The 26904-nt window shown below is 67.6% G+C and carries 31 protein-coding genes; 21 read left to right on the top strand and 10 right to left on the bottom strand.

The genetic code is table 11. The features are described from left to right. The first annotated feature begins 34 nt into the window (after positions 1 to 34). From AC07YZ_RS21315 to AC07YZ_RS21330, 4 genes are all read left to right on the top strand, one after another. Positions 35 to 685, top strand: coding sequence for a LysE family translocator (locus tag AC07YZ_RS21315; RefSeq protein WP_494796248.1), 651 nt, complete (start codon positions 35 to 37; stop codon positions 683 to 685). A 142-nt stretch (positions 686 to 827) separates the two neighbouring features. Beyond that, positions 828 to 1301, top strand: coding sequence for an acyl-CoA thioesterase (locus AC07YZ_RS21320; protein WP_068170750.1), 474 nt, complete (start codon positions 828 to 830; stop codon positions 1299 to 1301). Between the two features lie 10 nt (positions 1302 to 1311). Further along, complete coding sequence (locus AC07YZ_RS21325) at positions 1312 to 1890, top strand: helix-turn-helix domain-containing protein (protein WP_494796249.1); 579 nt, start codon at positions 1312 to 1314, stop codon at positions 1888 to 1890. Continuing rightward, a complete protein-coding gene (locus tag AC07YZ_RS21330; protein WP_494796250.1) occupies positions 1890 to 2315 on the top strand; it encodes a VOC family protein in 426 nt (141 codons plus the stop codon). The genes AC07YZ_RS21325 and AC07YZ_RS21330 overlap by 1 nt, the downstream gene beginning before the upstream one ends. A 118-nt stretch (positions 2316 to 2433) precedes the next feature. Here the strand turns inward: AC07YZ_RS21330 and AC07YZ_RS21335 are convergent, their stop codons facing one another. Together AC07YZ_RS21335 and AC07YZ_RS21340 are read right to left on the bottom strand one after the other, a co-directional pair. Then, the gene (locus tag AC07YZ_RS21335; RefSeq protein ID WP_494796251.1) at positions 2434 to 2916 is read right to left on the bottom strand and encodes a hypothetical protein; all 483 of its coding nucleotides are present in this window, start codon (positions 2914 to 2916) and stop codon (positions 2434 to 2436) included. 229 nt (positions 2917 to 3145) lie between these two features. After that, the gene (locus AC07YZ_RS21340) at positions 3146 to 4615 is read right to left on the bottom strand and encodes a hypothetical protein (protein WP_494796252.1); all 1470 of its coding nucleotides are present in this window, start codon (positions 4613 to 4615) and stop codon (positions 3146 to 3148) included. 625 nt (positions 4616 to 5240) lie between these two features. On the opposite strand from AC07YZ_RS21340, the gene AC07YZ_RS21345 reads away from it, so the two are divergent. Then, positions 5241 to 5627 carry a VOC family protein gene (locus tag AC07YZ_RS21345; RefSeq protein WP_226490892.1) on the top strand — a complete coding sequence of 129 codons (387 nt, stop codon included), beginning with the start codon at positions 5241 to 5243 and terminating at the stop codon, positions 5625 to 5627. Positions 5628 to 5660: 33 nt separating this feature from the next. Here the strand turns inward: AC07YZ_RS21345 and AC07YZ_RS21350 are convergent, their stop codons facing one another. Then, on the bottom strand, positions 5661 to 6602 hold the full coding sequence (locus tag AC07YZ_RS21350) for a LysR family transcriptional regulator (protein WP_494796253.1): 942 nt from the start codon (positions 6600 to 6602) through the stop codon (positions 5661 to 5663). Positions 6603 to 6748: 146 nt separating this feature from the next. On the opposite strand from AC07YZ_RS21350, the gene AC07YZ_RS21355 reads away from it, so the two are divergent. Both AC07YZ_RS21355 and AC07YZ_RS21360 read left to right on the top strand, forming a co-directional pair. Further along, positions 6749 to 7033: a putative signal transducing protein gene (locus AC07YZ_RS21355; RefSeq protein WP_494796254.1), complete on the top strand. Its 285-nt coding sequence runs from the start codon at positions 6749 to 6751 to the stop codon at positions 7031 to 7033. A gap of 7 nt (positions 7034 to 7040) precedes the next feature. Further along, positions 7041 to 8711, top strand: coding sequence for a GMC family oxidoreductase (locus AC07YZ_RS21360; protein WP_494796255.1), 1671 nt, complete (start codon positions 7041 to 7043; stop codon positions 8709 to 8711). A 31-nt stretch (positions 8712 to 8742) separates the two neighbouring features. On the opposite strand, the gene AC07YZ_RS21365 is transcribed toward AC07YZ_RS21360, so the two are convergent. From AC07YZ_RS21365 to ocd, 5 genes are read right to left on the bottom strand one after another with little or no spacing between them, the layout of a single operon-like run. Continuing rightward, positions 8743 to 9486: an amino acid ABC transporter ATP-binding protein gene (locus AC07YZ_RS21365; RefSeq protein ID WP_494796256.1), complete on the bottom strand. Its 744-nt coding sequence runs from the start codon at positions 9484 to 9486 to the stop codon at positions 8743 to 8745. Then, complete coding sequence (locus AC07YZ_RS21370; protein WP_226490897.1) at positions 9483 to 10271, bottom strand: amino acid ABC transporter permease; 789 nt, start codon at positions 10269 to 10271, stop codon at positions 9483 to 9485. The genes AC07YZ_RS21365 and AC07YZ_RS21370 overlap by 4 nt, the downstream gene beginning before the upstream one ends. A 36-nt stretch (positions 10272 to 10307) precedes the next feature. Further along, positions 10308 to 11072 carry an ABC transporter substrate-binding protein gene (locus tag AC07YZ_RS21375; protein WP_494796257.1) on the bottom strand — a complete coding sequence of 255 codons (765 nt, stop codon included), beginning with the start codon at positions 11070 to 11072 and terminating at the stop codon, positions 10308 to 10310. Positions 11073 to 11123: 51 nt separating this feature from the next. After that, positions 11124 to 12074 carry an arginase gene (gene rocF / locus AC07YZ_RS21380; RefSeq protein WP_494796258.1) on the bottom strand — a complete coding sequence of 317 codons (951 nt, stop codon included), beginning with the start codon at positions 12072 to 12074 and terminating at the stop codon, positions 11124 to 11126. After that, a complete protein-coding gene (gene ocd / locus AC07YZ_RS21385) occupies positions 12071 to 13195 on the bottom strand; it encodes an ornithine cyclodeaminase (protein ID WP_494796259.1) in 1125 nt (374 codons plus the stop codon). The genes rocF and ocd overlap by 4 nt, the downstream gene beginning before the upstream one ends. 199 nt (positions 13196 to 13394) lie before the next feature. Between ocd and AC07YZ_RS21390 the strand changes: the two genes are divergently transcribed. From AC07YZ_RS21390 to AC07YZ_RS21420, 7 genes are all read left to right on the top strand, one after another. Next, positions 13395 to 13820, top strand: a complete 426-nt coding sequence (locus AC07YZ_RS21390; RefSeq protein ID WP_226490901.1) for an Lrp/AsnC family transcriptional regulator — start codon at positions 13395 to 13397, stop codon at positions 13818 to 13820. Between the two features lie 35 nt (positions 13821 to 13855). Further along, complete coding sequence (gene otnI / locus AC07YZ_RS21395; protein WP_494796260.1) at positions 13856 to 14674, top strand: 2-oxo-tetronate isomerase; 819 nt, start codon at positions 13856 to 13858, stop codon at positions 14672 to 14674. Positions 14675 to 14709: 35 nt separating this feature from the next. Then, positions 14710 to 15432, top strand: a complete 723-nt coding sequence (locus tag AC07YZ_RS21400; RefSeq protein ID WP_494796261.1) for a response regulator — start codon at positions 14710 to 14712, stop codon at positions 15430 to 15432. Continuing rightward, positions 15429 to 16607 (top strand): ATP-binding protein, encoded by a 1179-nt coding sequence (locus tag AC07YZ_RS21405; RefSeq protein WP_494796262.1) that lies wholly within the window; start codon positions 15429 to 15431, stop codon positions 16605 to 16607. Before AC07YZ_RS21400 ends, AC07YZ_RS21405 begins: the two co-directional genes overlap by 4 nt. A gap of 111 nt (positions 16608 to 16718) precedes the next feature. After that, positions 16719 to 17366, top strand: a complete 648-nt coding sequence (locus AC07YZ_RS21410) for a dioxygenase family protein (protein ID WP_494796263.1) — start codon at positions 16719 to 16721, stop codon at positions 17364 to 17366. Positions 17367 to 17423: 57 nt separating this feature from the next. Beyond that, positions 17424 to 18275, top strand: a complete 852-nt coding sequence (locus AC07YZ_RS21415; protein WP_494796264.1) for a dioxygenase family protein — start codon at positions 17424 to 17426, stop codon at positions 18273 to 18275. A 94-nt stretch (positions 18276 to 18369) separates the two neighbouring features. Next, on the top strand, positions 18370 to 18630 hold the full coding sequence (locus AC07YZ_RS21420; protein WP_226490907.1) for a hypothetical protein: 261 nt from the start codon (positions 18370 to 18372) through the stop codon (positions 18628 to 18630). A gap of 10 nt (positions 18631 to 18640) precedes the next feature. Here AC07YZ_RS21420 and AC07YZ_RS21425 read toward each other — a convergent pair whose 3' ends face one another. Further along, entirely contained in the window at positions 18641 to 19075 is a 435-nt protein-coding gene (locus AC07YZ_RS21425) for a hypothetical protein (protein WP_494796265.1), read from the bottom strand. A gap of 206 nt (positions 19076 to 19281) precedes the next feature. Further along, the gene (locus AC07YZ_RS21430; protein ID WP_494796266.1) at positions 19282 to 20631 is read right to left on the bottom strand and encodes an ammonium transporter; all 1350 of its coding nucleotides are present in this window, start codon (positions 20629 to 20631) and stop codon (positions 19282 to 19284) included. Positions 20632 to 21181: 550 nt separating this feature from the next. Here AC07YZ_RS21430 and AC07YZ_RS21435 point away from each other — a divergent pair. From AC07YZ_RS21435 to AC07YZ_RS21465, 7 genes are read left to right on the top strand one after another with little or no spacing between them, the layout of a single operon-like run. Beyond that, positions 21182 to 22270: a hydrogenase small subunit gene (locus AC07YZ_RS21435; RefSeq protein WP_068170743.1), complete on the top strand. Its 1089-nt coding sequence runs from the start codon at positions 21182 to 21184 to the stop codon at positions 22268 to 22270. A 24-nt stretch (positions 22271 to 22294) separates the two neighbouring features. Further along, positions 22295 to 24154 (top strand): nickel-dependent hydrogenase large subunit, encoded by a 1860-nt coding sequence (locus AC07YZ_RS21440; protein ID WP_494796267.1) that lies wholly within the window; start codon positions 22295 to 22297, stop codon positions 24152 to 24154. Positions 24155 to 24176: 22 nt separating this feature from the next. Further along, positions 24177 to 24779: a HupE/UreJ family protein gene (locus tag AC07YZ_RS21445; protein ID WP_494796268.1), complete on the top strand. Its 603-nt coding sequence runs from the start codon at positions 24177 to 24179 to the stop codon at positions 24777 to 24779. A 41-nt stretch (positions 24780 to 24820) separates the two neighbouring features. Then, a complete protein-coding gene (cybH, locus tag AC07YZ_RS21450; protein WP_226490910.1) occupies positions 24821 to 25552 on the top strand; it encodes a Ni/Fe-hydrogenase, b-type cytochrome subunit in 732 nt (243 codons plus the stop codon). Positions 25553 to 25557: 5 nt separating this feature from the next. Then, positions 25558 to 25884, top strand: coding sequence for a HigA family addiction module antitoxin (locus AC07YZ_RS21455; protein ID WP_226490911.1), 327 nt, complete (start codon positions 25558 to 25560; stop codon positions 25882 to 25884). Between the two features lie 20 nt (positions 25885 to 25904). Beyond that, positions 25905 to 26576 carry a HyaD/HybD family hydrogenase maturation endopeptidase gene (locus tag AC07YZ_RS21460; RefSeq protein WP_494796269.1) on the top strand — a complete coding sequence of 224 codons (672 nt, stop codon included), beginning with the start codon at positions 25905 to 25907 and terminating at the stop codon, positions 26574 to 26576. Between the two features lie 13 nt (positions 26577 to 26589). After that, positions 26590 to 26883: a HypC/HybG/HupF family hydrogenase formation chaperone gene (locus AC07YZ_RS21465; protein WP_494796270.1), complete on the top strand. Its 294-nt coding sequence runs from the start codon at positions 26590 to 26592 to the stop codon at positions 26881 to 26883. The last annotated feature ends 21 nt before the right edge of the window (positions 26884 to 26904 follow it).

A 26904-nucleotide genomic window follows, 5' to 3' on the forward strand; every position in this document is an offset into this window, starting at 1 on the left:
CATGCAAACCCCTCCACCAAACCCCCGCACCCCCATGGAATGGTTCAACCTGGCCCACACGGCCCACCTCTGGCTCTTCTTTCTGCTGGTCTTCGGCATCATCGTGCTGCCGGGCCTGGACATGGCCTTCGTGCTCGGCAGCACGCTGGTCGATGGCCTCAAGGGCGGCCTGGCCGCGCTCGCGGGCGTGGTGACCGGCGGCGTCGTGCACACCGTCATGGCCGGCCTCGGCGTCGGCCTCGCCCTGCAGGCGCTGCCTCAGCTGTTCAACGCCCTGCTCAGCGCCGGCGCGCTCTACCTCGCGTGGATCGGCTGGCAGCTCGTGCGCGGCGCGGCCGCGCTGGGCGAGGTGAGCGCCGCGCCCTCGCGGCCCTGGCCCACCACCTTCCGCCGCGGCCTGCTCAGCTGCCTGCTCAACCCCAAGGCCTACCTCTTCATGGTCGCCGTGTTCCCGCAGTTCGTGCGGCCCGAATACGGCCCGCTGGCGGCGCAGGCCGTGGCCATGGGCGCCATCATCGCGGCCACGCAGTTCGCGGTGTACGGCGCCGTGGCGCTGGGCGGCGTGCGCGTCAAAACCTGGCTGCGCGGCAGCGGGCGCGCCCAGGTGCGGGCCGGGCAAGGCCTGGGCTGGCTGCTCGTGCTCGGCGGGGTGTGGACGCTCTGGCAAGGCTGGCAAGCCGCTTGAACATGGCGCCCCGGCACCGGGCCCGCCACGGCCCGCCAAGCCCCGCCGGCTGGCGGGCCCTTGCGCCGCGTGGCACCATCGCGGCTGCTCGCCCGCGCAGGGCCGGGCGCCCGTTCAACCCCCACACCCCCGCGAAGACCCCATGGAACTGCCCGCCCACCAGCTCAGCATGACGGTGCTGATGACCCCCGACACCGCCAACTTCTCCGGCAACGTGCACGGCGGCACCATCCTCAAACTGCTCGACCAGGTGGCCTACGCCTGCGCCAGCCGCTACGCCGGCAGCTACGTCGTCACCCTCAGCGTCGACCAGGTCATGTTCCGCCAACCCATCCACGTGGGCGAACTCGTCACCTTCCTCGCCTCGGTCAACCACACCGGCAGCTCGTCCATGGAAGTGGGCATCAAGGTGATCGCGGAAAACATCCGCACCCAGGCCAAGCGCCACGTCAACAGTTGCTTCTTCACCATGGTGGCGGTGGACGACACCGGCAAACCCGTCCCCGTGGCCCCGCTGCGCCCCTTCTCCCCCGACGAACGCCGCCGCCACGCCGCGGCCGAGGTGCGCAAGGCCATGCGCCGCGAGATGGAGCAGCGGTTCGGGGCGGTGCGGTAGAGCGTTCCAGATGGTGGACAGGCGCCGGCCAGAAGAGGCCCGATCGGGCCAACCGCTGGGCGAGGCCCCCGACGCATCGCCCGCTGCGCCGCTAGACGCCAGCGGGCTTCAAGACCCAGCCCTGCTGCGGCGCCTGCTGCGCGCGAAAGACCGCATGGACGCCGCGTCGCATGAAGCCTGGCCCGTGCAGCGGCTGGCCGAGGTCAGCGGGGTTTCCGAAGCCCATTTCGCGCGCTCGTTCCGGCAGGCCTTCGGCATCCCGCCACACCGCTACCTGTTGACGCGGCGCATCGAGCAGGCCAGCACGCTGCTGCGCGACACCGAGCTGCCCATCACGGAAATCGCCTTCGCCACCGGCTGGGAGAGCCTGGGCACCTTCGGGCGAACCTTCCGCGACGTCACCGGCCAAAGCCCGAGTGCCCTGCGCCGCCACGCCAGAGCCACCACGGGGCCCCTCGACCGCGTGCCCGCCTGCGTTTTGAAGGCCGCGCAGCGGCCAGACCTCACCACAGCAGTTTCGGAGAAGCGCCGCCGCGTGGCGAAGGGTACAAACCGGCCATCCCTCAAGGATTCAACCAAGGAGATGTGATGAGCCAAGGTATCAGTGTCAATGTGGTGGGCGTGTACGTGAACGACCAGGACGAGGCGCTGGCGTTCTACGTCGACAAGCTCGGTTTCCGCGTGCACACCGACGTGCGCAATGGCGCCTATAGATGGCTGACGGTGCAACACCCGGAGCAGCCATCTTTTCAGCTCGGCCTGTTCGCGCCCGGGTCGCCCATGCACGACGAGGCGACCGCGCAGACCCTGCGCGCCATGGTGGCCAAAGGCGCCATGCCGCCGCTGGTCTTGACCGTGGCCGACTGCCGGGCCACCTACGCGCAATGGCGCGCCCGGGGCGTGGAGTTCACGCAGGAGCCGGTGGAACGCTTTGGCAACGTGGACGCCGGTTTCCGCGACCCGGCGGGCAACGGCTGGAAGATGATCCAGGCCGCCGCAGGGAGCGCGACATGAGCGGCAGCGCCTGGTTTCGGCGGGCCCACCGCTGGGTGTCCATGGCCTTCACGGCGACGGTCATCGCCAACTTCGCCGTCCGCGCCCAAGGGCAGGGCGAGCCCCCACCCTGGGTGACCTACGCGCCGCTGTTCCCCTTGGGCTTTATGCTAGCTAGCCACCGCTCAATGAGTTGATACGACACGCCGTCAGTTGCCTTAAGAACAGAAATGGTGTCGGTCATAGTGGTTTTCTCCCATGCGCTTGGATTCGTGCGGAAGTCCGCGTAGTAACCGAGCACCTTGACGCGACGGAGATGACGGAACCAGACCTTCAGCTCTTCTTGCGGGCGGCGGATGTAGTTGTATTCACCGATCACATCGACCAAGGCGCATGGATAGTGATGCGCGATGATCAAGATTTTGTCGCCAACTTGCATTTTGTGGGCGAAGTCCCAGTAGTCGCGCTGGGACTTATCTATGTCTTCGCGGGGAACGTCAGTGAGATCGCCAGGTGGATTCGCAAAGTCAAGACCGATATAGCCTAGACCAAGTGACTTCATCGTGTGCGCCACCGCTTGCATCTGGTCCGACGGATGAAGCTGCATTCGCCAGTAATTCATGTTTGCTCCTCAAAGTTCGCAGCTTAATGCAGGTTAACTAGATACTGACCGCTTACGTCACGCTTTTTCCTGCTTCTACTTTCGACAGGTCTGATCGATCATTATGAAAAATGGGTGCCACCTGGAGTCTATGTAATCATCCGGATGTGATAGATATACGACTGTAGATGCTTTGCCCCAGGTCCGCAATCGGTCAGGGCCTTGCCGTCGAGAGGAAGCCCATATAGGGCTAGACCTCTGTGCGCGACGAGGGAGTTAGATATCCAATTGCCTTGCCGTAGTTGTATAGCTTTCCCAAGATATAGTTCGCAATCTCTGCGCGGCCGGTCTTTCGGCGCCACATCATCTCTAAGCGTATGGAAGAAGTTGGCGTGGTTGCCACTATGTCGGTGCGTCGCGTCATTCCATTTCCAAAGTCTTTCTCAACTTCATAGTCTGTAATGACTCCCAAGTCTTTCAGGCAATCGGCGATCGCTCGATTTAGTTGTACGTCGTTTGTGGATGCGATGTTCGTCAACTTTTCAAATGCCGCTACTGAGTTGGGTCCAACCTTGCCGCCGACTTTGCGTGCACCAATCGGCTCATCTCTAAACGATGCCAGTAGGTTTGTCTCATTTAGTCGCTCCTTCGCACCCCTTTCAGGTGCTGCAGACATGCCGGCCATTTTCATGGTATTGCGCAGGCCGTCCCCTGCGTAAGTGCGAACAGCTGCGAGTGCTGCCAGAACGGGGACGTGAAGAACCCGCGCGTCTAAGTACGTGCCGAGCAGACCAAGTTTTTCAGGGAACTCCTTCAAGTCTTTGACAATGTTTGCGTTTGTGACCGATAGCATTCGGTCAATGTCGGCGGAGTACATCGTGCCGCGTGTCAGCGCGTCAATGTCCCCCTCGGGTTCATTGCCGGCCAGTACCACAATCCAGACTCGGCAGACCTCCTTTTTGGCTAGTGTTGCAAGTTGGCTCTGGTTGGAAAGCAAATCTCGCCGCACCTTTGCAAGAAAGACGCCGATGGTCGTGGACTCTTTCACCAATTGTTCGGAGCGATCGTCGGAGATTCCCAGATCGTGCAGTGTCTCACCTTGATTCAGGAGTGCGAGAGTCCTGTTGACGATTGGAATGAATTGCTCCTTTGGCGGTCCTTGAAATCGAAATACTGGATCTCCGAGTCCGACAAGTGCTTCGGCACCGATCTCAGTTGCTAGCGATGAAAGTGAGGCTGCGAGGTCATCACGATTTGCAGGCCATGCAACAATTGTCAGCTCGCCGGCGGGCGTTCGAACGAAGCTATTTATCGCATGAATTGACTTTTCAAGTAGCTCCTTTGATACGTCGGTCAACGCTTCACGTCCTTCAAAAACTACAACGCGTAACTTCTTCTCTGTCGGACTAAGTGACTTAAGTACGTCTCCGACATCCTGATCCTTGGAAAACGTTATTGTCTCAACCTCATCTCGAAACAAGCCAATGGTGTGAATAAAGGTTGATTTGCCGGTGCCTGAGTCGCCTCGAATGATCAGGAACGCTCCACGAGATGATGCGCGCATGTCGGAGTGGAGTGCGTCAATATGTTCGAGTGCAGAATCAACTGGTGCGATGATCTGAGTCAACTGATTGACCGCCTTTCGCGCCAGCATGTCGTAGCGATCTGGAAGGCTGATATCGATGGTTGTTATCATGATAAGACTAACGTAATTGATCATCGTCTAATCTTGAAAGCCTGATTAGGCGACGAGATAAACATAGGTATACAGAAAGTAGCCAGTCATCGAAGAGCGCCAAGAGCCCTTCGACGCAGGCGTTCCCCTGTAGTGCTGTGCCTTCGCGCATATGCCCTCCATAGAGCCTGTCGCGCATCCTGCCCCGGTCGCGGAGGAAGCAGCCTCCGGGACGAGCACGCAAGCAAATTGTTACAGGCACTATAGCCCCATGACTGAAGGGGCGCATTTTGTATTTGCCTTGGTGCCAGTCCAGAAACACCTCCCTCACCCCCCAAGCCGCCTCTAGCTCCCCAAGCACTCGCAATCACCGGCTCCTCCGGGCAAGCAAAGCTCAGGTCGCACTCCAGTGCCACCTTATCGGCCATCCGCCAGGCCGCAGGCCAGGGCTCCGCGCACGGCGATGGTGTCGCGCACCAGGCTTAGGCCCACACCGCTTCTCACCAAATCAAGCAAGGAGTTCGTGTCATCGTGGAACCCGCGCTGGCGCGTAGCCCCTGTCTCATGCACTGGCGCTGCAGCGCCGAGAGGCATAAGCTTGAGCCCCGGCGGACGGCGTACCGGGTATCTGGTGGCTGGGACAGGACCGGGTTGAGCGAAAGGACTGCATATGTTGTCCGATGCCTCTGTCACAACGATGTTGCCGGTCAAGGACATGGACCGCGCCCGCGCCTTTTACGAGGGCTGCCTGGGTCTGAAGCCCAGTGGGTTCAGGCCCGATGGAAAGTTCATCTACACGGTGGGTGGCACCACGATTGCACTGTTTCCGAAGCCCGAAGGGACCAAGGCCGACCACACGGCGATCAGCTTCCAGGTGGCGGACATTGCCGCCAGCATTGAAGAGCTGAAGCAGGCTGGGGTGACCTTCGAGGACTACGATTTCCCGGGGCTGAAGACGGTGAACCACGTCTGCGTGCTGGGGGCCGAGAAGGCGGCATGGTTCAAGGACACGGAGGGGAACTACCTCTGTCTCCACGAAGACCTGCCGGAGTCGTAGCCTGCGTGCCCATGGCGCTCGGGCGAACACCCCTCACCCCCAAACCGCCTCCAACGCCCCCCAAGCACCCGCAATCACCGGTTCCCCCGCCCGTTCGGCCAGGCAAACAAAGCTCAGGTCGCATTCCAGCGCGACCTTGTCGGCCACCACCAGGCCGCGGGCCTGGGCTTCGCGCATGGCGATGGCGTCGCGCACCAGGCTCAGGCCGACGCCGCTTTTCACCAGGTCGAGCATGGACGCTTCCTGGTCCACCAGGGCCACGCGCCGGGGCTCCAGGCCGGTGAGCGAGCCGGGGCCGAACACGCGGCGTTGCAGCCGGTGGTGGGCGCTGGCCGGTGGGGTGGCGAGCCAGGGCAGGGCGGCGAGGGCTTTCCAGTCTTTGCCGCGCACCTGCGGGCCCCAGCCGGCGGGCGCGAGCACGCGGTAGGTGAAGCGGGTGAGCGGGCGCAGCCGGTAGGGCGCGCCCACCGGGTCGTCGGGCAGGTTGAGGAAGAAGCCCACGTCGAGCTCGCCGCGCGCGATCTGCGCCAGCACGTCGCCGCTCATGCCCTGGCGCAGCTCGGTGCCCACCTGCGGGCTGGATTCGACCAGCTGTTTCAGAAAGGCGCCGAGGCGGGTGAACTCCGGGTCGAGGATGGTGCCGATGCGCAGCGTGCCGCGCACGGTGGTGTGCAGGGCGGCGGCGGCCTGGCCGAAGTCGGCCAGGGTGGCGAGCGCGCGTTCGGCCACAGGCAGCAGGGCGGCGCCGTCGTGCGTGAGCGCCATGCCCTGGGGTGTGCGGGTGAACAGCGCCAGGCCGGTGGCCTCGGCCAGGGTTTTCAGCTGCAGGCTCACCGCCGGCTGGCTCAGGTGCAGGCGCAAGGCGGCGCGCGACACATTGCCTTCGCGCGCCACGGCGACGAAGGCGCGCAGGGTCTGCGGGTCCACGGTGGGCAGGCGGCCGGGCGCGGCGGTGGGGGGTGTGGGTGGGGGCATGGGCGCTTTCATTATTTGCCAGACTTATACCAAGCCTCGGGCGATTTCATTGGACTTTTGCGCGGCCGGTCCACAAACTCGCGCCATTCCTGTGAGAAGACCATGAGCACTGCAAATACCCAGCGCCTTCACCGACGCCCCTGACCATGCACGGCGACAGCCCCTACGACCCGGCCGAAGGCGACTGGCAGACGCTGGCCACCTTCTTCAGCCCGACCGAGGCCTACCTGCTGCGCGGCTGCCTGCAGTCGGCCGGGGTGCCCGCGGTGGTGGCCGACGCGCACCTGGTGCAGGCCCACACCCTGCTGGCCGGCGCGATCCAGGTGCGTGTGCTGGTGCCCGCGCACCGCTTCGCCGAGGCCGAGGCGGTGGTCGCGGCCTACCAGCGTGGCGACTTCAGCCTGCCCGACGACACCTTGCCCCCCGAGTGAACCCACCATGAGCCCAACCACCTTTGATTACATCGTCATCGGCGCCGGCACGGCCGGCTGCCTGCTGGCCAACCGCCTCAGCGCCGACGCGGGCAAGACCGTGCTGCTGATCGAAGCCGGCCGCAAAGACGACTACCACTGGATCCACATCCCCGTGGGTTACCTGTATTGCATCGGCAACCCGCGCACCGACTGGCTCTACCAGACCGAGGCCGACCCGGGCCTCAACGGCCGCCGGCTGCGCTACCCGCGCGGCAAGGGCCTGGGCGGCTGCTCCAGCATCAACGGCATGATCTACATGCGCGGCCAGGCGCGCGATTACGACCAGTGGGCGCGGCTCACGGGCGACCACAACTGGGCCTGGAGCCAGTGCCTGCCCGACTTCAAGGCGCACGAAGACCACTACCGGCTCGACGCCGCCAACGAAAGCATGACCAACCCGGCGCTGGCCCTGCTGCACGGCAACCGCAGCCTGGGCAGCACGGGCGAGTGGCGCATTGAAAAACAGCGCCTGCGCTGGGACGTGCTCGACGCGTTCGCCAAGGCCGCGCAGCAGGCCGGCGTCCCCGCCACCACCGACTTCAACACCGGCGACAACGAGGGCGTGGGTTACTTTGAAGTGAACCAGAAGGCGGGCTGGCGCTGGAACGCCTCGAAAGCCTTTCTGCGGCCGGTGCGGCAGCGGCCCAATCTCACGGTGTGGACGCAGGCGCAGGTGCAGCGGCTCACGCTGCGGCGCGAGGCCAACGGCGCACTGCGCTGCACCGGCGCCGAGCTGCTGCGCGGCGGGCAAAAGGTGGCGGTGGTGGCGGCCAAGGAAGTGGTGCTCAGCGCGGGCAGCATCGGCTCGCCGCAGATCCTGCAGCTCTCGGGCCTGGGCCCGGCGGCGCTGCTGCAGCGGCACGGCATCGCGGTGCAGCACGACCTGCCCGGCGTGGGCGCCAACCTGCAGGACCACTTGCAGATCCGCTCGGTCTACAAGGTGACGGGCGCCAAGACGCTCAACACCCTGGCCAACTCGCTCTGGGGCAAGGCCGCCATCGGGCTGGAATACGCGCTCACGCGCAGCGGCCCCATGAGCATGGCGCCCAGCCAGCTCGGCGCCTTCACCCGGAGCGACCCGGCCCAGCCCTACGCCAACCTCGAATACCACGTGCAGCCGCTCAGCCTGGACGCGTTCGGCGAGCCGCTGCACAGCTTCCCCGCCTTCACCGCCAGCGTGTGCAACCTCAACCCCACCAGCCGCGGCCATGTGCGCATCACCTCGGCGCAGGCGTCGGACGCGCCGGCCATCGCGCCGTGTTACCTGAGCACGCCCGAAGACCGGCGCGTGGCGGCCGACAGCCTGCGCGTGACGCGGCGCATCGTGGCGCAGCCGGCGCTGGCCAACTACCAGCCCGAAGAGTTCAAGCCCGGCGTGCAGTTCCAGAGCGACGAAGAGCTCGCGCGCCTGGCCGGCGACATCGCCAGCACCATCTTTCACCCGGTCGGCACGACCAAGATGGGCAGCGCCGACGACCCGCTGGCGGTGGTGGACAGCCACCTGCGCGTGCGCGGCGTGGCCGGCCTGCGCGTGGTGGACGCGGGCGTCATGCCCACCATCACCAGCGGCAACACCAACAGCCCCACGCTGATGATCGCGGAGAAGGCGGCGCGCTGGATGCTGCGCGGGGACTGAGGCCGCAGCCCCGCTCGCAGCCCCGCGCCGCTCAGTGGCTGACCTGCCCCAGGAAGGCGCGCACGCGCGGGTTGTTCTGGGCGTGGAAGAACTCGGCGGGCGGCGCGTCCTGGGCCACCTGGCCCTGGTCCACGAACAGGATGCGGTCGGCCACCTCGCGGGCGAAACCCATCTCGTGCGTCACGATGATCATGGTCATGCCCGACTGGGCCAGCCGCTTCATCACGTCCAGCACCTCCTTGACCATCTCCGGGTCCAGCGCCGAGGTGGGCTCGTCGAACAGGATGGCCTTGGGCTGCATGGCCAGCGCGCGCGCGATCGCCACCCGCTGCTGCTGCCCGCCCGAGAGCGCGAAGGGGTGCTTGTGCGCGTGGGCCTCCATGCCCACGCGCTGCAGCAGTTCCATGGCCTGCTCGTTGGCTTCGCCGCGTGGGGTCTTGCGGATGCGCCGCGGCGCCAGCGTCACGTTGTCGAGCACGGTGAGGTGCGGGAACAGGTTGAACTGCTGGAACACCATGCCCAGCTCGCGGCGCAGGGCTTCGAGGTGCCGGAGGTCGTCGTTGACCTCGATGCCGTCGACCACGATGCGGCCCGAGTCGTGGCGCTCCAGGCGGTTGAGCGTGCGCAGCAGCGTGCTCTTGCCCGAGCCCGAGGCGCCCAGGATGGCGCTGACCTGGCCGGCGTGGAACGCCGTGCTGATGCCGCGCAGCACGTGGTGCGCGCCGAAGTGTTTGTTGACGTTGTCGATGGTGATGAGCGGGGGGCTGGTGTTCATGGCTGGCGGCCTTCCACGTCGTAGCGGCGCTCCACGGCGCCCGAGATCTGGGTCAACACGGTGGTGAGCGTGAGGTAGATCAGCGCCGTGGTGGCCAGGGTGGGCAGCGGCTGGAAGCTCGCGGCCTGGATGCGGTTGCCCACGTTGGTGAGCTCTACCACCCCGATGGCGTAGGCCAGCGACGAGTCCTTGAGCAGGGCCACGGTGTTGTTCACCAGCGGCGGCAGGGCGACCTTGAAGGCCTGCGGGAAGCTCACGTCCATGAAGGTGTGCCAGCTGGAGAGCCCGAGCGAGCGCGCGGCCTCGGCCTGGCCCTTGGGCACGGCCAGCAAGCCGCTGCGGATCGCCTCGGCGTTGTAGGCGCCGACGTTGAAGGCCAGCGCCACGCAGGCCGAGGCGAAGTCTTCCAGCTGCAAGCCCGGCACCAGCGCCGGCAGGGCGAGAAAGACGAACAGGATCTGCACCAGCAGCGGCGTGCCGCGCACGACCCAGATGTAGAGCGAGGCGGCCCAGCGCAGCGGCAGCACGCGCGAGGTGCGCCCCACGGCGGCGAGCACGCCGATGGCGATGCCCGCCAGACCGGCGGTGAGCGTGAGCTGCACGGTGATGAGGGTGCCCTCGGCGAACAGCACGGCGTTGCTGCCGATCGGTTCGGGGGCGAGCGACAGTGGCAGCGCCATCAGCCAGAGCAGCGCGATCAGCACCGCGCCGGCGCTGGCCATGGTCGCGGTGGCGCGCTGCTGGCGGCTCCAGTGGCCGGGCCAGGCAAGCAGTTGGGCGTTCATGGGGTGTCCCGTGTTCGGTGGAAGGGGTCACGCCGCTCAACGGCAGCGCACGTCGTCCTGGAAGTACCGGCGCGAGAGCGCGCTGTAGCTGCCGTCGGCCAGCAGCGCGGCCAGGGCGGCGTTGTAGCCCTGGGCCAGGCTGTCGTTGCCCTTGGTCACGGCCGCGGCGATGCGGTCGACGAACAGGAACTCGCCCACCTTCAGGCCCGAGGCCGGGTTGGCGTTGAGCGCGGCGAGCACCACGAACTTGTCGGTGACCCAGGCGTCCACCCGGCGGCTCATGAGGGCGCTGCGCGCGTCGGTGTCCTGCGGGAAGTTCTTCACCGCCTTCAGGCCCGGGAGCTTCTTGACGTTGTCCAGGTAGGTGCTGCCGGTCTGCACCGCCACCACCTTGCCCTGCAGGTCGGCCGGCTGGCGGATCGCCGGGTCCAGCGAGACGATGCTGCCGCCCGAGCAGTAGTGCGGGGCGGTGAAGGTCACGGCCTTGGCGCGTTCTTCGGTGATGCCGTGCGAGGCGATCACCAGGTCCCAGCGGTCCTGGCCGAGGCCGGCGAACAGCGCGTCAAAGCTCAGCGCCTTCCACTCCACGGCCAGGCCCATTTTTTTGGCGACCATCTTGGCCAGCTCGACCTCGAAACCGCTGAGCTTGGCGCCCTGGAAATAGTTGAACGGGGCGAACTGCCCCTCGGTGGCGATGACGATCTTGCCGTCCTTGCGGATGGCGTCCAGGCTGCGGGCCTGCGCGCCCAGGCTGGCGAGCACGAGCAGGGCGGCGAGGGCCCATTGGGAAATGCGTTTCATGGTTTGTCTCCTGTGGTTGTGATGAACGGGGGCGGGGGGAAAAACGGGGCGTCAGCCGTCGGCCGGGCGCATGAGGGTGGATTTGCCGAACAGGCTCTCGATCAGGTCGACCGCGAGTTCGGCGGTCTGGTTGCGCAGGTCCAGCGCGGGGTTGAGTTCGACCACGTCGAGCGAGCCCAGGCGCCCGGTGTCGGCGATCATTTCCATGCACAGCTGCGCTTCGCGGTAGGTCGGGCCGCCGCGCACGGTGGTGCCCACGCCGGGGGCGATGTCGGGGTCGAGGAAGTCCACGTCCAGGCTCACGTGCAGGTGGGTGTTGGCGTCCACGCCGTCGAGCGCGCGCTCCATCACGTGGCGCATGCCCCACTCGTCGATGCAGCGCATGTCGAACACCTCGATGCCCATGTCGTGCACCAGCCGCTTCTCGCCCGCGTCCACGCTGCGGATGCCGATCTGGCGGATGTCCGCGGGGTCGATGGCGGGCACGCGGTCGGCCAGCCCGGTCAGCGCCTCGGGGCCCTGGCCGCACAGGCAGGCCACCGGCATGCCGTGGATGTTGCCGCTGGGCGTGAGGGTGGCGGTGTTGAAGTCGGCGTGGGCGTCGAACCACAGCACGCGCAGCCGCTGGCCGGTGGCGCGGCAGTGGCGCGCCACCGCGCTGATGGAGCCGATGCCCAGGCAGTGGTCGCCGCCGAGCATGATGGGCAGCCGGCCGGCCTGCAGTTCGGCGTGCATGGCGTCGTGCAGCAGGCGGTTCCACAGCGCGACCTCGGGCAGGTGGCGAAAGCCGTTGACGGCCGCCAGCCAGGGGTTGGCCGGGCCTTGCAGGTTGCCGCGGTCGCGCACCGCCACGCCCAGCGCCTGCAGGGCTTCGGCAATGCCGGCCACGCGCAGCGCTTCCGGACCCATGCGGGAACCCAGCGCGCCCGCACCGATGTCGGTGGGCACGCCGATCAGGCCCACTCCGCCCGCTGCGAAGTGGCCTGTGCGCGGCGCCGTCATGCGCTCAGGGCGGGGGTTTTGGCGCGCGGGTGGCGCGGCGCCTGGGCGGCGGTCGGGGCCGTGGCGGCGCGCGGCTGCGGGGCGCTGGCGCGGATCAGCTGGTACAGGTCTTTGGGGTTGGCCAGGCCGGGGATCAGCGGCAACAGCTGGCCCAGGCCGAGTTCACGCGCCGCGTCGCGCAGGAAACGCAGCGCCGAGAAGTCTTCCAGCGCGAAGCCGACCGAGTCGAACACGGTGACCTGGGCATCGCCGTCGCGGCCGGCGGTTTCACCGGCCAGCACGCGCCAGAGTTCGGTCACGGCGAAGTCGGCCGGCAGGTGCTGCAGGTCACCTTCGATGCGGGTCTGCGGCTCGTATTCCACGAACACCGAGGCCATGCGCAGCACGTCGGGGTGCAGCTCGGTCTTGCCCGGGCAGTCGCCGCCCACGCCGTTGATGTGCATGCCCGGCTCGATCATGTCGGGCGTGAGGATGGTGGCGTTGGTCTTGTCGGCCGTCACGGTGGTGACGATGTCGGCGCCGCGCACCGCCTGGGCGATGCTGTCGCAGGGCCGCAGGCGCAGCGTGGTGTGGCTCAGGTTGTCCATCAGCTTGGCGGTGGCCGTGGGGTCGGTGTCGAACAGGCGGATCTCTTCGATGCCCATCAGGTGGTGGAAGGCCAGCGCCTGGAACTCGCTTTGCGCGCCGTTGCCGATCAGGGCCATGCGCCGGCTGCTCGGGCGGGCCAGCACCCGCGCGGCCACCACCGACATGGCCGCGGTGCGCAGCGCGGTGGTGAGCGTGAGCTCGCTCAGCAGCTCGGGCACGCCGGTGTCCACGTCGGCCAGCACGCCGAAAGCCATCACCGTGGGCAGGCCGCCCTGGGTGTTCTTGGGGTGGCCGTTGACGTACTTGAAGGCGTAGGTCTTGGCGTCGGCGATGGGCATCAGCTCGATCACGCCGTCGGCCGAGTGGCTGGCCACGCGGGCGCATTTGTCGAACGCGGGCCAGCGCAGGTAGTCGGCGTGGATGGTGTCGGCCATGCGCGCCAGGGCCGTGGGCAGGCCCAGGCGGTGGACCACGTTGGCCACGTCCTGGGCGCTCAGAAACTGGGTGGGTAGGGGGGAAAGATGCGTGGTCATGGGGTGTTCCGGTGGAATGGCCGCCCCCAACCCTGGCTGCGCCAGGCCCCCCGAGGGGGTGCAGTCGTTCTTGGGGCGGCCCGGCGAACGACTCGGCATTCAGTGTCTCAACCGCCCATGGCAATGTAAATCGGCAACTGTGCGAGCTTTATGTCAAATATTTGAACAAATGCCAATGTTCATTGCCATAATGACCAATATGGACGCCACCGACCAACAACTGCTGTCCCTGCTGCGCAAGGACGCCCGCACCAACGTGGCCACGCTGGCCAAGAAGCTCGGGGTCTCGCGCGGCACCGTGACCAACCGCATCACCAAGCTCGAAGACACGGGCGTGATCGTGGGCTACACGGTGCGCCTGCGGCCCGACGCCCAGCCCCACCAGATCAGCGCCTGGATGAGCGTGGCGGTGGAAGGCAACGAGACCCGCGCCGTGATCGCCAGCCTGCTGGGCGAGCCGGGCGTGGCCGCGCTGCACGACACCAACGGCCGCTGGGACCTGCTGGCCGAGCTGCGCGCGGCCAACCTTTCAGAGCTGTCCCAGGTGCTGGAGCGCATCCGCCTGGTGCGCGGCATCAGCAGCACCGAAACCAGCATCCACCTGGAAACCTACCGGTTGTCCTGAGCCACCGTTCAGCGCCCACCTTTCCCACCAGACCCATGCCCCGCTTCGCCGCCAACCTCACCATGCTCTACAACGAGCACGCCTTCCTCGACCGTTTTGTCGCCGCTGCGGCCGACGGTTTCCAGGGCGTCGAGTACCTGTTTCCCTACGCCTTCGCGGCCAAGGACATCGCCCAGCGCCTGGCCGACCACGGCCTGCAGCAGGTGCTGTTCAACGCCCCGCCCGGCGACTGGGACGCGGGCGAACGCGGCCTGGCCTGCCTGCCCGGGCGCGAGGCCGAGTTCCGCGCCGGGTTTGCCCAAGCGCTGGAGTACGCGCAGACGCTGAACTGCCCGCGCATCCACGTGATGGCCGGCCTCGCGCCCGCCGGGGCCGAGCGCACTGCGTTGCAGGCCACGTATGAAAACAACCTGGCCTGGGCCGCCGGGCAGGCCGCGAGCGCGGGCTGCGACGTGCTGATCGAACCCATCAACCCGCGCGACATCCCGGGCTTCTTCCTGAACCGGCAGGACGAGGCGCACCGCATCGTGACGGCCATCGGCGCGCCCAACCTCAAGGTGCAGTTCGACCTGTACCACTGCCAGATCGTCGAAGGCGACGTGGCCATGAAGATCCGCCAGTACCTGCCCACCGGCCGCGTGGGCCACTTCCAGATCGCCGGCGTGCCCATGCGCCACGAGCCCGACCTGGGCGAGTTGAATCACCCCTACCTGTTCAGTGTGATCGACGAGGTGGCCGCGGCCTGCGGCTGGAGCGGCTGGGTGGGCTGCGAGTACCGCCCGGCACGCGGCGCGGTGCCCGGCGGCACGTCCGCCGGGCTGGGCTGGCTGCGCGCTGCCGGGCTTCCTGCGTAAACTGGCCGCGCCTTCCACGACGCGGTGCCCCAGCCATGCAAGACCCTTCTCCGACCCCAACCCGCTGCCTGTTGGTGGACGACGACCCCGAGATCCGCAGCTTGCTGGTGGATTTCCTCGCGCCCTTCGGCATGGTGGTGGACACGGTGGCCGATGGCGCGGGCCTGCGCCAGCGCCTGCCGCGCGGCGGCATCGACGTCTTGCTGCTCGACCTGATGCTGCCCGATGAAAACGGCCTGACGCTGTGCCAGTGGGTGCGGCAGACGCAGCCGGCGCTGCCGGTGATCATGCTCACCGCGCAGGGCGACGCGCTCTCGCGCGTGCTCGGGCTGGAGCTGGGTGCCGACGATTACCTGCCCAAACCCTTCGAGCCGCGCGAACTGGTGGCGCGCATCAAGGCCGTGCTGCGCCGGGGCGGGGCGGGCGCGGCGGCACCCGCGGCCACCGTGCTGCGCTTCGAGGGCTGGACCTTCGACCGCGTGCAGCGCCAGCTCAGCGAGGCCGACGGCCTGGTGGTGCCGCTGTCGGCGGCGGAATACCGTTTGTTGTGCGCCTTCGTGGACCACCCCGGCCAGGCGCTGAGCCGCGAGCGCCTGCTCGACCTCACCCGCGCACCCGGGGTCGAGGTCAGCGAGCGCAGCATCGATCTGGCGGTCTCGCGCTTGCGCGGCAAGTTGCGCGACACCGGCCACGCGCCCAGCCTGATCCGCACCCTGCGCGGTGCGGGCTACCTGTTCACCGCGAAAGTCCAGCCATGAAGTGGCCGCGCTTCAACACCCTGTTCTGGCGCCTGTTCGTGCTGATGTGGGTGACGCTGATCCTGAGCCACTTCACGGCCTTCGTGCTCTCGATCCCGCTGACCACCGGGGGCGGCAGCCCGGTCGAACGCATGAGCGGCGCCAACCTGGCCACCCTGCCGTCGCTGCCCCCGGGCAACCCGCTCACGGCGCGCAGCGATGCGGGGCCACCGGCTGCGCCGACCGCCCCGATGGGGCCCCGGCCGGACGGAATGGCGCCGCCCGGCCCGCCACCGACAGGGCGCCCCGGCAGCGAGACCGGCGCCCCGCCCGCGCTGCCGGCCCAGACCCTGTGGTTCGACTACGCGCTGCGCGCGCTGCTCATCGGCCTGGGCGCCTTGCTTGGCGCGCGCTGGCTGGCCGCGCCCATGCAGCGCCTGTCGCGCGCGGCGGCCGAGCTCGCGCAGGGTCTGAGCCAGGGGCGCCGCCCGCCCGCGCTCGACGAAGACCGTGGCACGGTGGAGGTGCGCGAGACCGCGCGCGTGTTCAACCACATGACGCAGCGGCTGCAGGAGCAGTTCGACCAGCGCAGCCTGCACATGGCCGCGCTTTCGCACGACCTGCGCACGCCGCTGACGCGGCTGCGGCTGCGCATCGAGCGCCTGCCCGAGGCCGTGGCCCAGGCCGCCATCGCCGACATCCGCGAAATGGACGAAATGATCGACGCCTCGCTGGCCGTGATGCGCGAGCAGTCAAACGGGGCCGAGCCCCGCGTGGTGGACCTGGGCGCGATGCTGCAGTCGTTGGTGGACGACCTGTGCGAGCAAGGCCAGGCGGTCGAACTCGCCGAGCCGCCCGCGGCGCGCGTGCGGGTGCACCCCGCCTCGCTGCGCCGCATCCTGGGCAACCTGGTGGGCAACGCGCTGCGCTACGGCCAGCGCGCCCGCCTGAGCCTGGAGCCCGCAGCGGCGGGCGTGGCGGTGCACGTGGACGACGACGGGCCGGGCATACCACCCGACCAGCTGGAGCGCGTGTTCCAGCCCTGGGTGCGCCTGCCCGGCGAGCAGCGCCCCAGCGGCAGCGGGCTGGGCCTGGCCATCGCCCGCGACCTGGCGCAGCGCGAAGGCGGCACGCTGGCCCTGGGCAATCGGCCCACGGGCGGGCTGCGCGCGACCCTGGTGTTGCCGGTGGCTTGAGGCGCCTGCGGCGCCATGGCGCCGCGAGGCCACGACAGCGCGCCGCGTTTGTGTCAGGCCCGACACAAATCGCCCACGCAGCGTTCACAGGCCCTCCACAGAATCGTGGACATGCTTCAAACGCTTGCTCCCTCCGATGCCATCACACCCGCTGTCGCCTGCGATGACGCGGTGCCGTCGCGGACCCTGCTGCGTGTGCAGCCCACGCAGCGGCCGTACCCGCTGCTGGAGTTTTTGCAGCGCTCGCCGCTGCTGCGGCGCGACATTGCGCGGGGCAGCCCCGGCCTGTCGCTGACGCTGAACATGCGGATCGTGGACGCGCGGGGCCGTCCCATCGAGCACGCGGCGGTCTACATCTGGCACTACGACGCGCGCTGCTGGACCATCGACTTCCAGGGCGACGAGCTCGACGCGATCACCTGCATGCGCGGCGTGCAGATCAGCGATGCCGACGGCGCGGTCGGCTTCCACACCGTCTACCCACGCAAGTACCGGGACAACACCGTGCCGGTCTACCTGCAGATCTATTTCAACAACGGTCGGCAGGTCACGGCGCGCTCCGACGTCTGCCTGCTCCTGCCCGAGGAGGCCGACGGCCCCCTGAAAGGCGTGCCGCTGGCCGACCCGCTGCCGGCGCGCACCACGCGGCCGCGCTTCAGCGACGACGGCGACTCGGTGCTGCTGACGCTGGACCGGCTGTCGGTCGATCTGGACACCGGCGGACTGCGCGGTGACGTGCGGATCGGCATCGATCTCTGACGGCGCGGCGCTTGGCGCCCGAACCCCTTCCCACTCCCCCACTGAAAGGACATTGCCTTGACCCCACACCACCCGCATGGTCTGAACCACGACCTCGACACCCTGGCCCGCCAGATCCGCGAACGCCGCAGCGCCCTGCGCTGGCTCGCCGCGGGCGCCTGCGCCTCGCTCGCGCCGCTCTCGCTGGTGGCCTGTGGCGGTGGCGGCGATGACGAGAGCGAAGACGCCGTGAGCGCCGCCTCGGGCGGCAGCTGCAGCACCATCCCGCGCGAGACGGCGGGCCCGTACCCGGCCGACGGCACCACGGCGTCGAACCAGCGCCTGAACGCGCTGACGCTCTCGGGCATCGTGCGCAGCGACATCCGCAGCAGCGTCGGGGGCGCCAGCGGCACGGCCCCGGGCGTGCCGCTGACGGTGACGCTCAACCTCGTCAACACCTCCGACAGCTGCAACAGCCTGGAGGGCTACGCGGTCTATCTGTGGCACTGCACGCGCGACGGCGGGTATTCGATGTATTCGAGCGGCTACACGGGCGAGAACTTCCTGCGCGGTGTGCAGGTGAGCGACGCCAACGGGCAGGTCAGTTTCAGCACCATCTTTCCCGGTTGCTACAGCGGGCGCTGGCCCCACATCCACTTCGAGATCTACCCCAGCCTGAGCGCGGCCACCGGCAGCGACAGCGTGGGCGACCACCTCACGGTGTCGCAGCTGGCCCTGCCCGCGAGCGTGTGCAACCAGGTCTATGGCGTGGCCTCCGGCTACAGCAGCAGCGTGCGCAATTTCGCCAACATCTCGCTGGCGAGCGACGGCGTGTTCGGCAACGACAGCGCGGCGCAGCAGCTGGCCAGCGTGAGCGGCAGCGTGACGCAGGGTTTTGTGGCCACGCTGGAGGTGGGGGTGGCGGCTTGAGCGAAGCCCCGCGCTCAGGCCCGGGGCGCCGTGGCGCCTGAACGGCTTCCCATGCTCTTTCCCCTTTTTCGTTGTTTCACATCAGGAGTTCGTCATGACGTCGTTCGTGTTTCGCGCCGCCAGCGCCTGCGTGCTGGCCAGCACCCTGGGGGCTTGCCAAGCCCAGTCCGCCCCCGGCGGCAAACCCCCCGGACCACCGCCCGAAGCGGTGCAGGCCTGTCAGGGCAAGACCGCTGGCGCCCAGGCCAGCTTCACCGGGCGCGACGGGCGCAGCTTTACCGGGGTCTGCGAAAACGTGGACGGCGTGCTGGCGCTGCGGCCGTCCCATGGCAACGGTGGACCGCCACCGCGCTGAGTGCCATGCCTCAGCGGATGCCGCCCACGTAGCGTGGGCCCGGCTCGTCGCCCTCGTGTTTGCGCGGGGTGCCGAAGACCGAGTTGAGCGTGGACTCCAGAAAGCCGCTGGGTTGCGCCGAGTCTGAAAAGCCGCTGCGGCGCCCCGGCGCGGCGCCGGTGGCTCTGGCGGGGGGCTGGCCGGCCTTGAGCCGTTCGCTGGCGACCACCAGCAAGGGCTTGCGCACCACCGCGCCCAGCTGCGGAATCAGGGCTTCGAGCTTCTCGGCCCAGGGCAGCAGCTCGGTGTGGCCTTCGGTGGCCGCCTGTTCGCGTGCGTAGCGCACGATCTCGTGCGCGTAGTCGGCGTTGGTGGCCATCCACTCGGTGTCGGTCACGCGCCCGGTCTTGCGGCGCAGCAACACATGCAGGTGGGCGGCGGTGGCAAAGCTTTCGGTGGAGGTCATGGCTGCGTCCTTCCTATGGCTTGGGGCCTGTTCAGCCTATTCGGCCTGGAAAAATAGTGTGCGGGCCCTGGGTTGTCGATGACGCCGGAGCTCGATCCACAACGAGCGAAGTGGTGCAAACCCCAGGGCACCGCCGGGCCGGCTTTGCCGGACGGCCAGTGCCGCCCCCTTGGGGGTTGCGCGCAGCGCGGCGGGGGTGTTCCATTTCAGTGTCCCAACTGCTCGTTGTGCAGCGCCAGGTCCAGCCCGGCGCGCTCGTCGCTCTCGCGCACACGCAGCCGTGCAAAGCACGAGGTGATCCACAGCACCACCGCCGTCATCAGCACGCTGTAGGCCAGCACCGCCACGCAGGCGATCAGCTGCTTGAGCAGGCTGCCTTCGACCCCCGAGATCGCCGGGTCGGCCAGCACGCCGGTGAGCAGCGCGCCCACCAGGCCACCTACGCCGTGCACGCCGAACACATCGAGCGAGTCGTCGGCGCGCAGCCGGCGCTTCAGGCCGGTGGCGCCCCAGTAGCAGGCCACACCCGCCACCAGGCCGATGATCAGCGCCGAGCGCGGTGTGACGAAGCCCGCGGCCGGCGTGATGGCCACCAGGCCCGCCACCACGCCTGAGCACAGGCCCAGCAGCGACGCGCGTTTGCGCGCCAGCCACTCCGCGCCCATCCAGGCCACCGCGCCCGCGGCGGCGGCGATATGGGTCACGGCCAGCGCCAGCCCGGCGCGGCCGTCGGCGGCGAGCGCCGAGCCGGCGTTGAAGCCGAACCAGCCCACCCAGAGCAGGCCGGTGCCGGCCATGGTCAGGCCCAGGTTGAAGGGGATGAAGGGCTCGCGCCCGTAACCCTGGCGCGGGCCCAGCGCGTAGGCGCAGACCAGGGCGGCCGCACCGGCGTTGATGTGCACCACCGCGCCGCCGGCGAAGTCCAGCGCACCGAGCCGGGCCAGCCAGCCGCCCGGCTCCCAGACCCAGTGCGCGACGGGCGCGTACACCAGCAGCAGCCACAGGCCGGCGAACAGCAGCAGGGCGCCAAAGCGCATGCGCTCGACCAGCGCGCCCACCACCAGGGCGCAGGTGATGATGGCGAAGGTCAGCTGGAACATGGCGAACACCGACTCAGGCACGTGCGGCGCGATGTGGCTCACCGCCACCTGGCCGCTGGCGCCCAGGTAGTCCAGCCCCGCAAAGCCCATGCGCTGCAGGCCGCCGACCCAGCCCGCCAGCGCACCGTTACCGGGGGTGAACGCCATCGAATACGCCAGCGCGAACCACAACACGCTGACCACGGCGGCGATGCCAACCACGCTGGCCATGGTGTTGATCACGTTGTGGCGGCGCACCATGCCGCCATAGAAGAGAGCGATGCCCGGCAGCGTCATGAGCAGCACCAGGGCGGTGCTCACCATGAGCCAGGCGGTGTCGGCGTTGTGGATGTTGCTCACGGCCACCAGGGCGGGCGCGGTGAGCGGCTCGGGCGTGGCCTGTGCCCAGAGCAGGGAAGGGGTGGCGAGCGTCAGACCGCAGGTCAGAGCCGCGAACAATCTACGGTTTTGGTGCATCTTGTTACCTTTTCCAACGACCCACGGCCCAGAGCATTTCCTGTGCCAGTGGGCCCCGGAACCAAGGGAAAGCCCGTATGCACGACAACGGTGCGAGCGGCTACAGTGCTGTCACTCGCTCACAGCGGCCTTGCCGCTGTCGACCGCGGGGGACCGAGGAGACAACCCAGTCCAACCAGAAAATGGTTTTTCAGCGTCCCCAGAGATGCACCCAGATCACAAGCCGACCTCACGAGGGTCGGCTTTTTTTTGCCCGTTTGGGCCACCGATTTTTCAAAACGAAACGGAATTTGATTGTCCGGTTTGTCTGATCAAGTGGAACTCTGTTTTCCAGTTCTGAAATGACCGAAGTGAAGCGAGGTCTCTGAAGTCAAAAAAACTTGATGAAAATCAAGTGCTTACGGAGCATTCTCGGTGTTTTCCCGGGGATGGCTTGTGATGGCCTGCGGCTTGCGAACGGTAGATCACCTGCCTGCACGAGCGGCGGGACCAGGGGGACCCACCGGTGAGAGCCGGCCCGACCCACACAAGCCAACGGAGACAACCCATGATGGAAACCTTTTACGAGGTGATGCGCCGCAAGGGCATTTCGCGCCGCAGCTTTCTCAAGTACTGCTCGCTCACCGCCACCTCGCTGGGGCTGGCCCCCTCGTTCGTGCCGCAGATCGCGCACGCCATGGAAACCAAGCCGCGCACCCCGGTGCTCTGGCTGCACGGCCTGGAATGCACCTGCTGCACCGAGTCCTTCATCCGCTCGGCGCACCCGCTGGCCAAGGACGTGGTGCTCTCCATGATCAGCCTGGACTACGACGACACCCTGATGGCCGCCGCCGGCCACCAGGCCGAGGCCATCCTCGAAGAGATCATGACCAAGTACAAGGGCCAGTACATCCTGGCGGTGGAAGGCAACCCGCCGCTGAACGAAGACGGCATGTTCTGCATCCAGTCGGGCAAGCCCTTCATCGACAAGCTCAAGCACGTGGCCAAGGATGCCAAGGCCATCATCGCCTGGGGTTCGTGTGCTTCGTGGGGCTGCGTGCAGGCCGCCAAGCCCAACCCGACGCAGGCCACGCCGATCCACAAGGTGATCACCGACAAGCCCATCATCAAGGTGCCGGGCTGCCCGCCCATCCCCGAGGTGATGACGGGCGTGATCACCTACATGCTGACCTTCGACAAGATCCCCGAGCTGGACCGCCAGGGCCGGCCGAAGATGTTCTACAGCCAGCGCATCCACGACAAGTGCTACCGCCGCCCGCACTTCGACGCCGGCCAGTTCGTCGAGACCTGGGACGACGAGTCCGCGCGCAAGGGCTACTGCCTTTACAAGGTCGGCTGCAAGGGCCCGACCACCTACAACGCCTGCTCCACCGTGATGTGGAACGAGGGCACCAGCTTCCCGATCAAGGCCGGCCACGGCTGCATCGGCTGCAGTGAAGACGGCTTCTGGGACAAGGGTTCGTTCTACGACCGCCTGACCGACATCCACGCCTTCGGCATCGAGGCCAACGCCGACGAGATCGGCGGCACGGCGGCCGGTGTGGTGGGGGCCGCGGTCGCGGCGCACGCCGCCATCTCGGTGGCCAAGCGCTCGCGTGACAAGGCCGCGGAGAAAAAAGCGGCGTCCACCAACAGCTGATCCAGACACACGAGGAAGAACACCATGGGTGCTTACGAAACACAGGGCTTCAAGATGGACAACACCGGCCGGCGCATCGTCGTCGACCCGGTCACGCGCATCGAGGGCCACATGCGCTGCGAGGTCAACCTCGACAGCAACAACGTCATCCGCAACGCGGTCTCCACCGGCACCATGTGGCGCGGTCTGGAAGTGATCCTGAAAGGCCGCGACCCGCGCGACGCCTGGGCCTTTGTGGAACGCATCTGCGGCGTGTGCACCGGCTGCCACGCGCTCACCAGCGTGCGCGCGGTGGAAGATGCGCTGGGCATCCGCATCCCGCTGAACGCCCACCTGATCCGCGAGATGATGGCCAAGACGCTGCAGGTGCACGACCACGCGGTGCACTTCTACCACCTGCACGCGCTCGACTGGGTCGATGTCGTGTCCTGCCTGCAGGCCGACCCGAAGAAGACCAGCGAGCTGCAGCAACTGGTGTCGCCCGCGCACCCGCTGAGCTCGCCCGGCTACTTCCGCGACGTGCAGAACCGCCTGAAGAAGTTCGTCGAGAGCGGCCAGCTCGGCCCCTTCGCCAACGGCTATTGGGGCAGCAAGGCCTATGTGCTGCCGCCCGAGGCCAACCTGATGGCCGTGACGCACTACCTCGAAGCGCTGGACCTGCAGAAAGAGTGGGTCAAGGTGCACACCATCTTCGGTGGCAAGAACCCGCACCCCAACTACCTGGTGGGCGGCGTGCCCTGCGCCATCAACCTCGACGGCAACGGCGCCGCCGGCGCCCCGATCAACATGGAGCGGCTGAACTTCGTGCAGGCCCGCATCCAGGAAATGATCGACTTCAACAACAACGTCTACATCCCGGACGTGCTGGCCATCGGCACCATCTACAAGAACGCCGGCTGGCTGTACGGCGGCGGCTTGAGCGCCACCAACGTGGCCGACTACGGCACCTACGAGAAGGTGCCCTATGACGCCACAACGCAGCAACTGCCCGGCGGCGTGATCCTCGACGGCAACTGGGACAAGATCCACGCCATCGACCCGCGCGACCCCGAGCAGGTGCAGGAATTCGTGAGCCACAGCTGGTACAAGTACGGCGACGAAACCAAGGGCCTGCACCCCTGGGACGGCGTCACCGAAGCCAACTACCACCCCGAAGGCCCCAACTTCAAGGGCACGCGCACCCAGATCGAGAACCTGGACGAGTCCGCCAAGTACTCGTGGATCAAGAGCCCGCGCTGGCGCGGCCACGCGGTCGAGGTCGGCCCGCTGTCGCGCTACATCCTGGGCTATGCCCACGCGATGCAGGGCAACAAACATTGCCAACGTGTGAAGGAGCAGGTGGACGGCGCGGCGGTGGCGATCAACAGCGCGATCCCCAAAGCCCTCGGCCTGCCGGAAACCAACTTCACGCTCAAGCAGCTGCTGCCCACCACCATCGGCCGCACCCTGGCGCGCGCGCTGGAAGGCCAGTACTGCGGCGAGATGATGATGGACGACTTCAAGCAATTGATCGGCAACATCAAGGCCGGCGACACCAGCACCGTCAACGCCGACAAATGGGACCCGTCCACCTGGCCCAAGGAGGCCAAGGGCGTGGGCACGGTCGCCGCACCGCGCGGCATGCTGGGCCACTGGATCAAGATCAAGGACGGCAAGATCGAGAACTACCAGTGCGTGGTGCCCACCACCTGGAACGGTTCGCCGCGCGACACCAAGGGCCAGATCGGCGCCTTCGAGGCCTCGCTCATGAACACGCCCATGGTCAACCCCGAGCAGCCGCTGGAGATCCTGCGCACGCTGCACAGCTTCGACCCCTGTCTGGCTTGCTCCACCCACGTGATGAGCGAAGACGGGCAGGAGATGAGCAGAGTCACTGTGCGCTGAACCCCACAACGAGGAGAAACACATGCAATCGAAATACATCCGCCGTTTGACTACCGCCGCGCTGCTGACCGGTCTGGCCGGTGTGGCCCAGGCCCACCCGGGCCACGGCGCCACCAGCCTCATGGAAGGCCTGGCTCACCCCTTCGGCCTGGACCACCTGCTGGCCATGGTGGCCGTGGGCGTGTGGTCGGTCTGTGCCCTGCCGAAAGGCAAGGCCTGGCAAGGCCCGGCCACGTTTTTGCTGGCGCTGGTCATCAGCGCATCGTTGGGCGCAGCCGGCGTGAGCCTGCCGTTCCTGGAGCAGGGCGTGGCGCTGTCGGTGCTGCTGTTCGGCGCCATGCTGGTGCTGGCCCGCCAGCCGATGCCGGCCGCCCTCGGCCTGGGGCTGGTGGCCGCGGCGGCTTCGCTGCACGGCCTGGCCCACGGCGCTGAAACACCGGCCACGGGCTTCGCGGGCTACGCCGCGGGCTTTTTGCTGACCACGGCCGCGCTGCACATCGGCGGCGTGTTCGCGGGCCTCGGCATCCGCCGAGCGCTGGCCGAGCGCAGCGGCTGGGCACTGGGTGGCCTGGGCGCGGTGCTGGGCGCATCCGGCCTGGTGCTCTTCGGTCAGTTGACGGCCTGACGGCCACCCCGATCAACGGCAACCGTTATTTGGAGGCCACCATGTCCACCACGTCCCCCGAACGCCTCGCCGATGTCACCGGCATCGACGAGAGCGCCGTCTCACACGGCCAGGCCACCCGATCGGTCTATGTGTACGAAGCGCCCGTGCGCCTCTGGCACTGGATCAACGCGGCGTCCATCACCGTGCTGGCCCTCACCGGCTATTTCATCGGTCAGCCGCTGCCCACCATGCCGGGCGAGGCCAGCGCGCACTACCTCATGGGCTACATCCGCTTCGCGCACTTCACGGCGGGCTACCTGCTGGCCGTGGGCCTGATCGGTCGCGCTTACTGGGCGCTGGTGGGCAACCACCACGCGCGCGAAATCTTCTGGGTGCCGATCTTCCAGAAGGCCTACTGGAAAGAGGTGCTCACCATGTTCAAGTGGTACGCCTTCCTGATCCCGCGGCCGGGCCGTTACGTGGGCCACAACCCGCTGGCGCGTCTGGCCATGTTCGCGGGCTTCCTGATGCTCTCGATCTTCATGGTGATCACCGGCTTTGCGCTGTATGGCGAAGGCTCGCAGATGGGCTCGTGGCAGGAACGGATGTTTGGCTGGGTGATCCCGCTGTTCGGCCAGAGCCAGGACGTGCACACCTGGCACCGCATGGGCATGTGGGCGCTGATCATGTTCATCACGCTGCACATCTACGCCGCGATCCGCGAAGACATCATGGGCCGCCAGTCGATCGTGTCGACCATGATCTCCGGCCGTAGAACGTTCAAGGACTGAGCACCATGAAGCCGGTCGCCGCCAGCTGGACCATCCCCCCGCGGGGCGTGCCGGTGCGCACGCCCATGCACCCGGGGCGGCTGCTGGCGCACACCTGCCTGGCGCCGCTGGGGCTGAGCCAAAGCGAGGCGGCGCGGGTGCTGGGCCTCTCGCGCCGACGCTTGCACGAGCTGGTGCATGGCCAGCGGGCCATGTCGCCCGACACCGCCATCCGTTGCGCGCGCCAGTTCGGCATCGACGCCGGTTTCTGGCTCGCGCACCAGGCCGCCTGGGACAGCTTCCACGCCTGGAAGCGCTTCTGTTCCAGCTCGGTCACCCCTTCTTCCCTTTGAGTTTTTCGGGACCACCCACCATGAGCGCCCATCCGTCCGAATCCACCTGTCACCCCGGTGGTGACACCCCCGCCCGGCCGCAGACCATCGTGGTGCTCGGCATCGGCAACCTGCTCTGGGCCGACGAAGGTTTTGGCGTGCGCTGCATCGAAGCGCTGCAACGCCGCTTCGAGTTCGCCGAACACGTGTCGCTCATCGACGGCGGCACCCAGGGTCTGTACCTGATCCAGCATGTGCAGGCGGCCGACGCGCTGCTGATCTTCGACGCCATCGACTACGGCCTCGAACCCGGCACCCTGAAACAGGTGCGCGACGATGCCGTGCCGCGCTTCATGGGCGCCAAGAAGATGAGCCTGCACCAGACCGGTTTCCAGGAAGTGCTCTCGCTCGCGCAGCTCACGGGCAAGTACCCGGCCCATGTGCTGCTGATCGGCTGCCAGCCGCAGGAGCTGGAGGACTACGGCGGCAGCCTGCGCCCGGTGGTGAAGGCCGCGATGGAAGAGGCACTGGCGCTGGGCGTGGACCAGATTGCGCGCTGGGGCGGTGAGCCCGCACCGCGCCGCACGCCGCTGGGCGAGCGCGAGGCGGTGACCATGGATGAGCTCGCGCTGACCGCCTATGAAACGCAGCGCCCGGCCCCTGAGCAAGCCTGCCGCGAAGGCGACGAACGCTTTTTCCCCAAGGACCTTTGATATGTGCATTGGCATGCCCATGCAAGTCACCGCCACTGAGCCCGGCCACGCCTGGTGCGAAGGCCGTGGCGAGCGCCGCCGCGTCAGCACCGCGCTGGTCGGCCCGCTGGAGGCTGGCGACTGGTTGCTGGTGTTCCTGGGCGATGCGCGCGAACGCATCACGGCCGACCGAGCGACGGAAGTCAACAGCGCACTGGACCTCGTGCTCGGCGCCATGCAGGGCTTTGATGCCAGCGGCGACGCGGGCTTTGTGCTGCCCTCACAGATGACCGCCGAGCAGCTGAAGCAGCTCTCTGGACAGCACTGACATTCAACCGGACAAACACAC

The sequence above is a fragment of the Hydrogenophaga sp. GW101-3F08 genome (assembly GCF_059424585.1).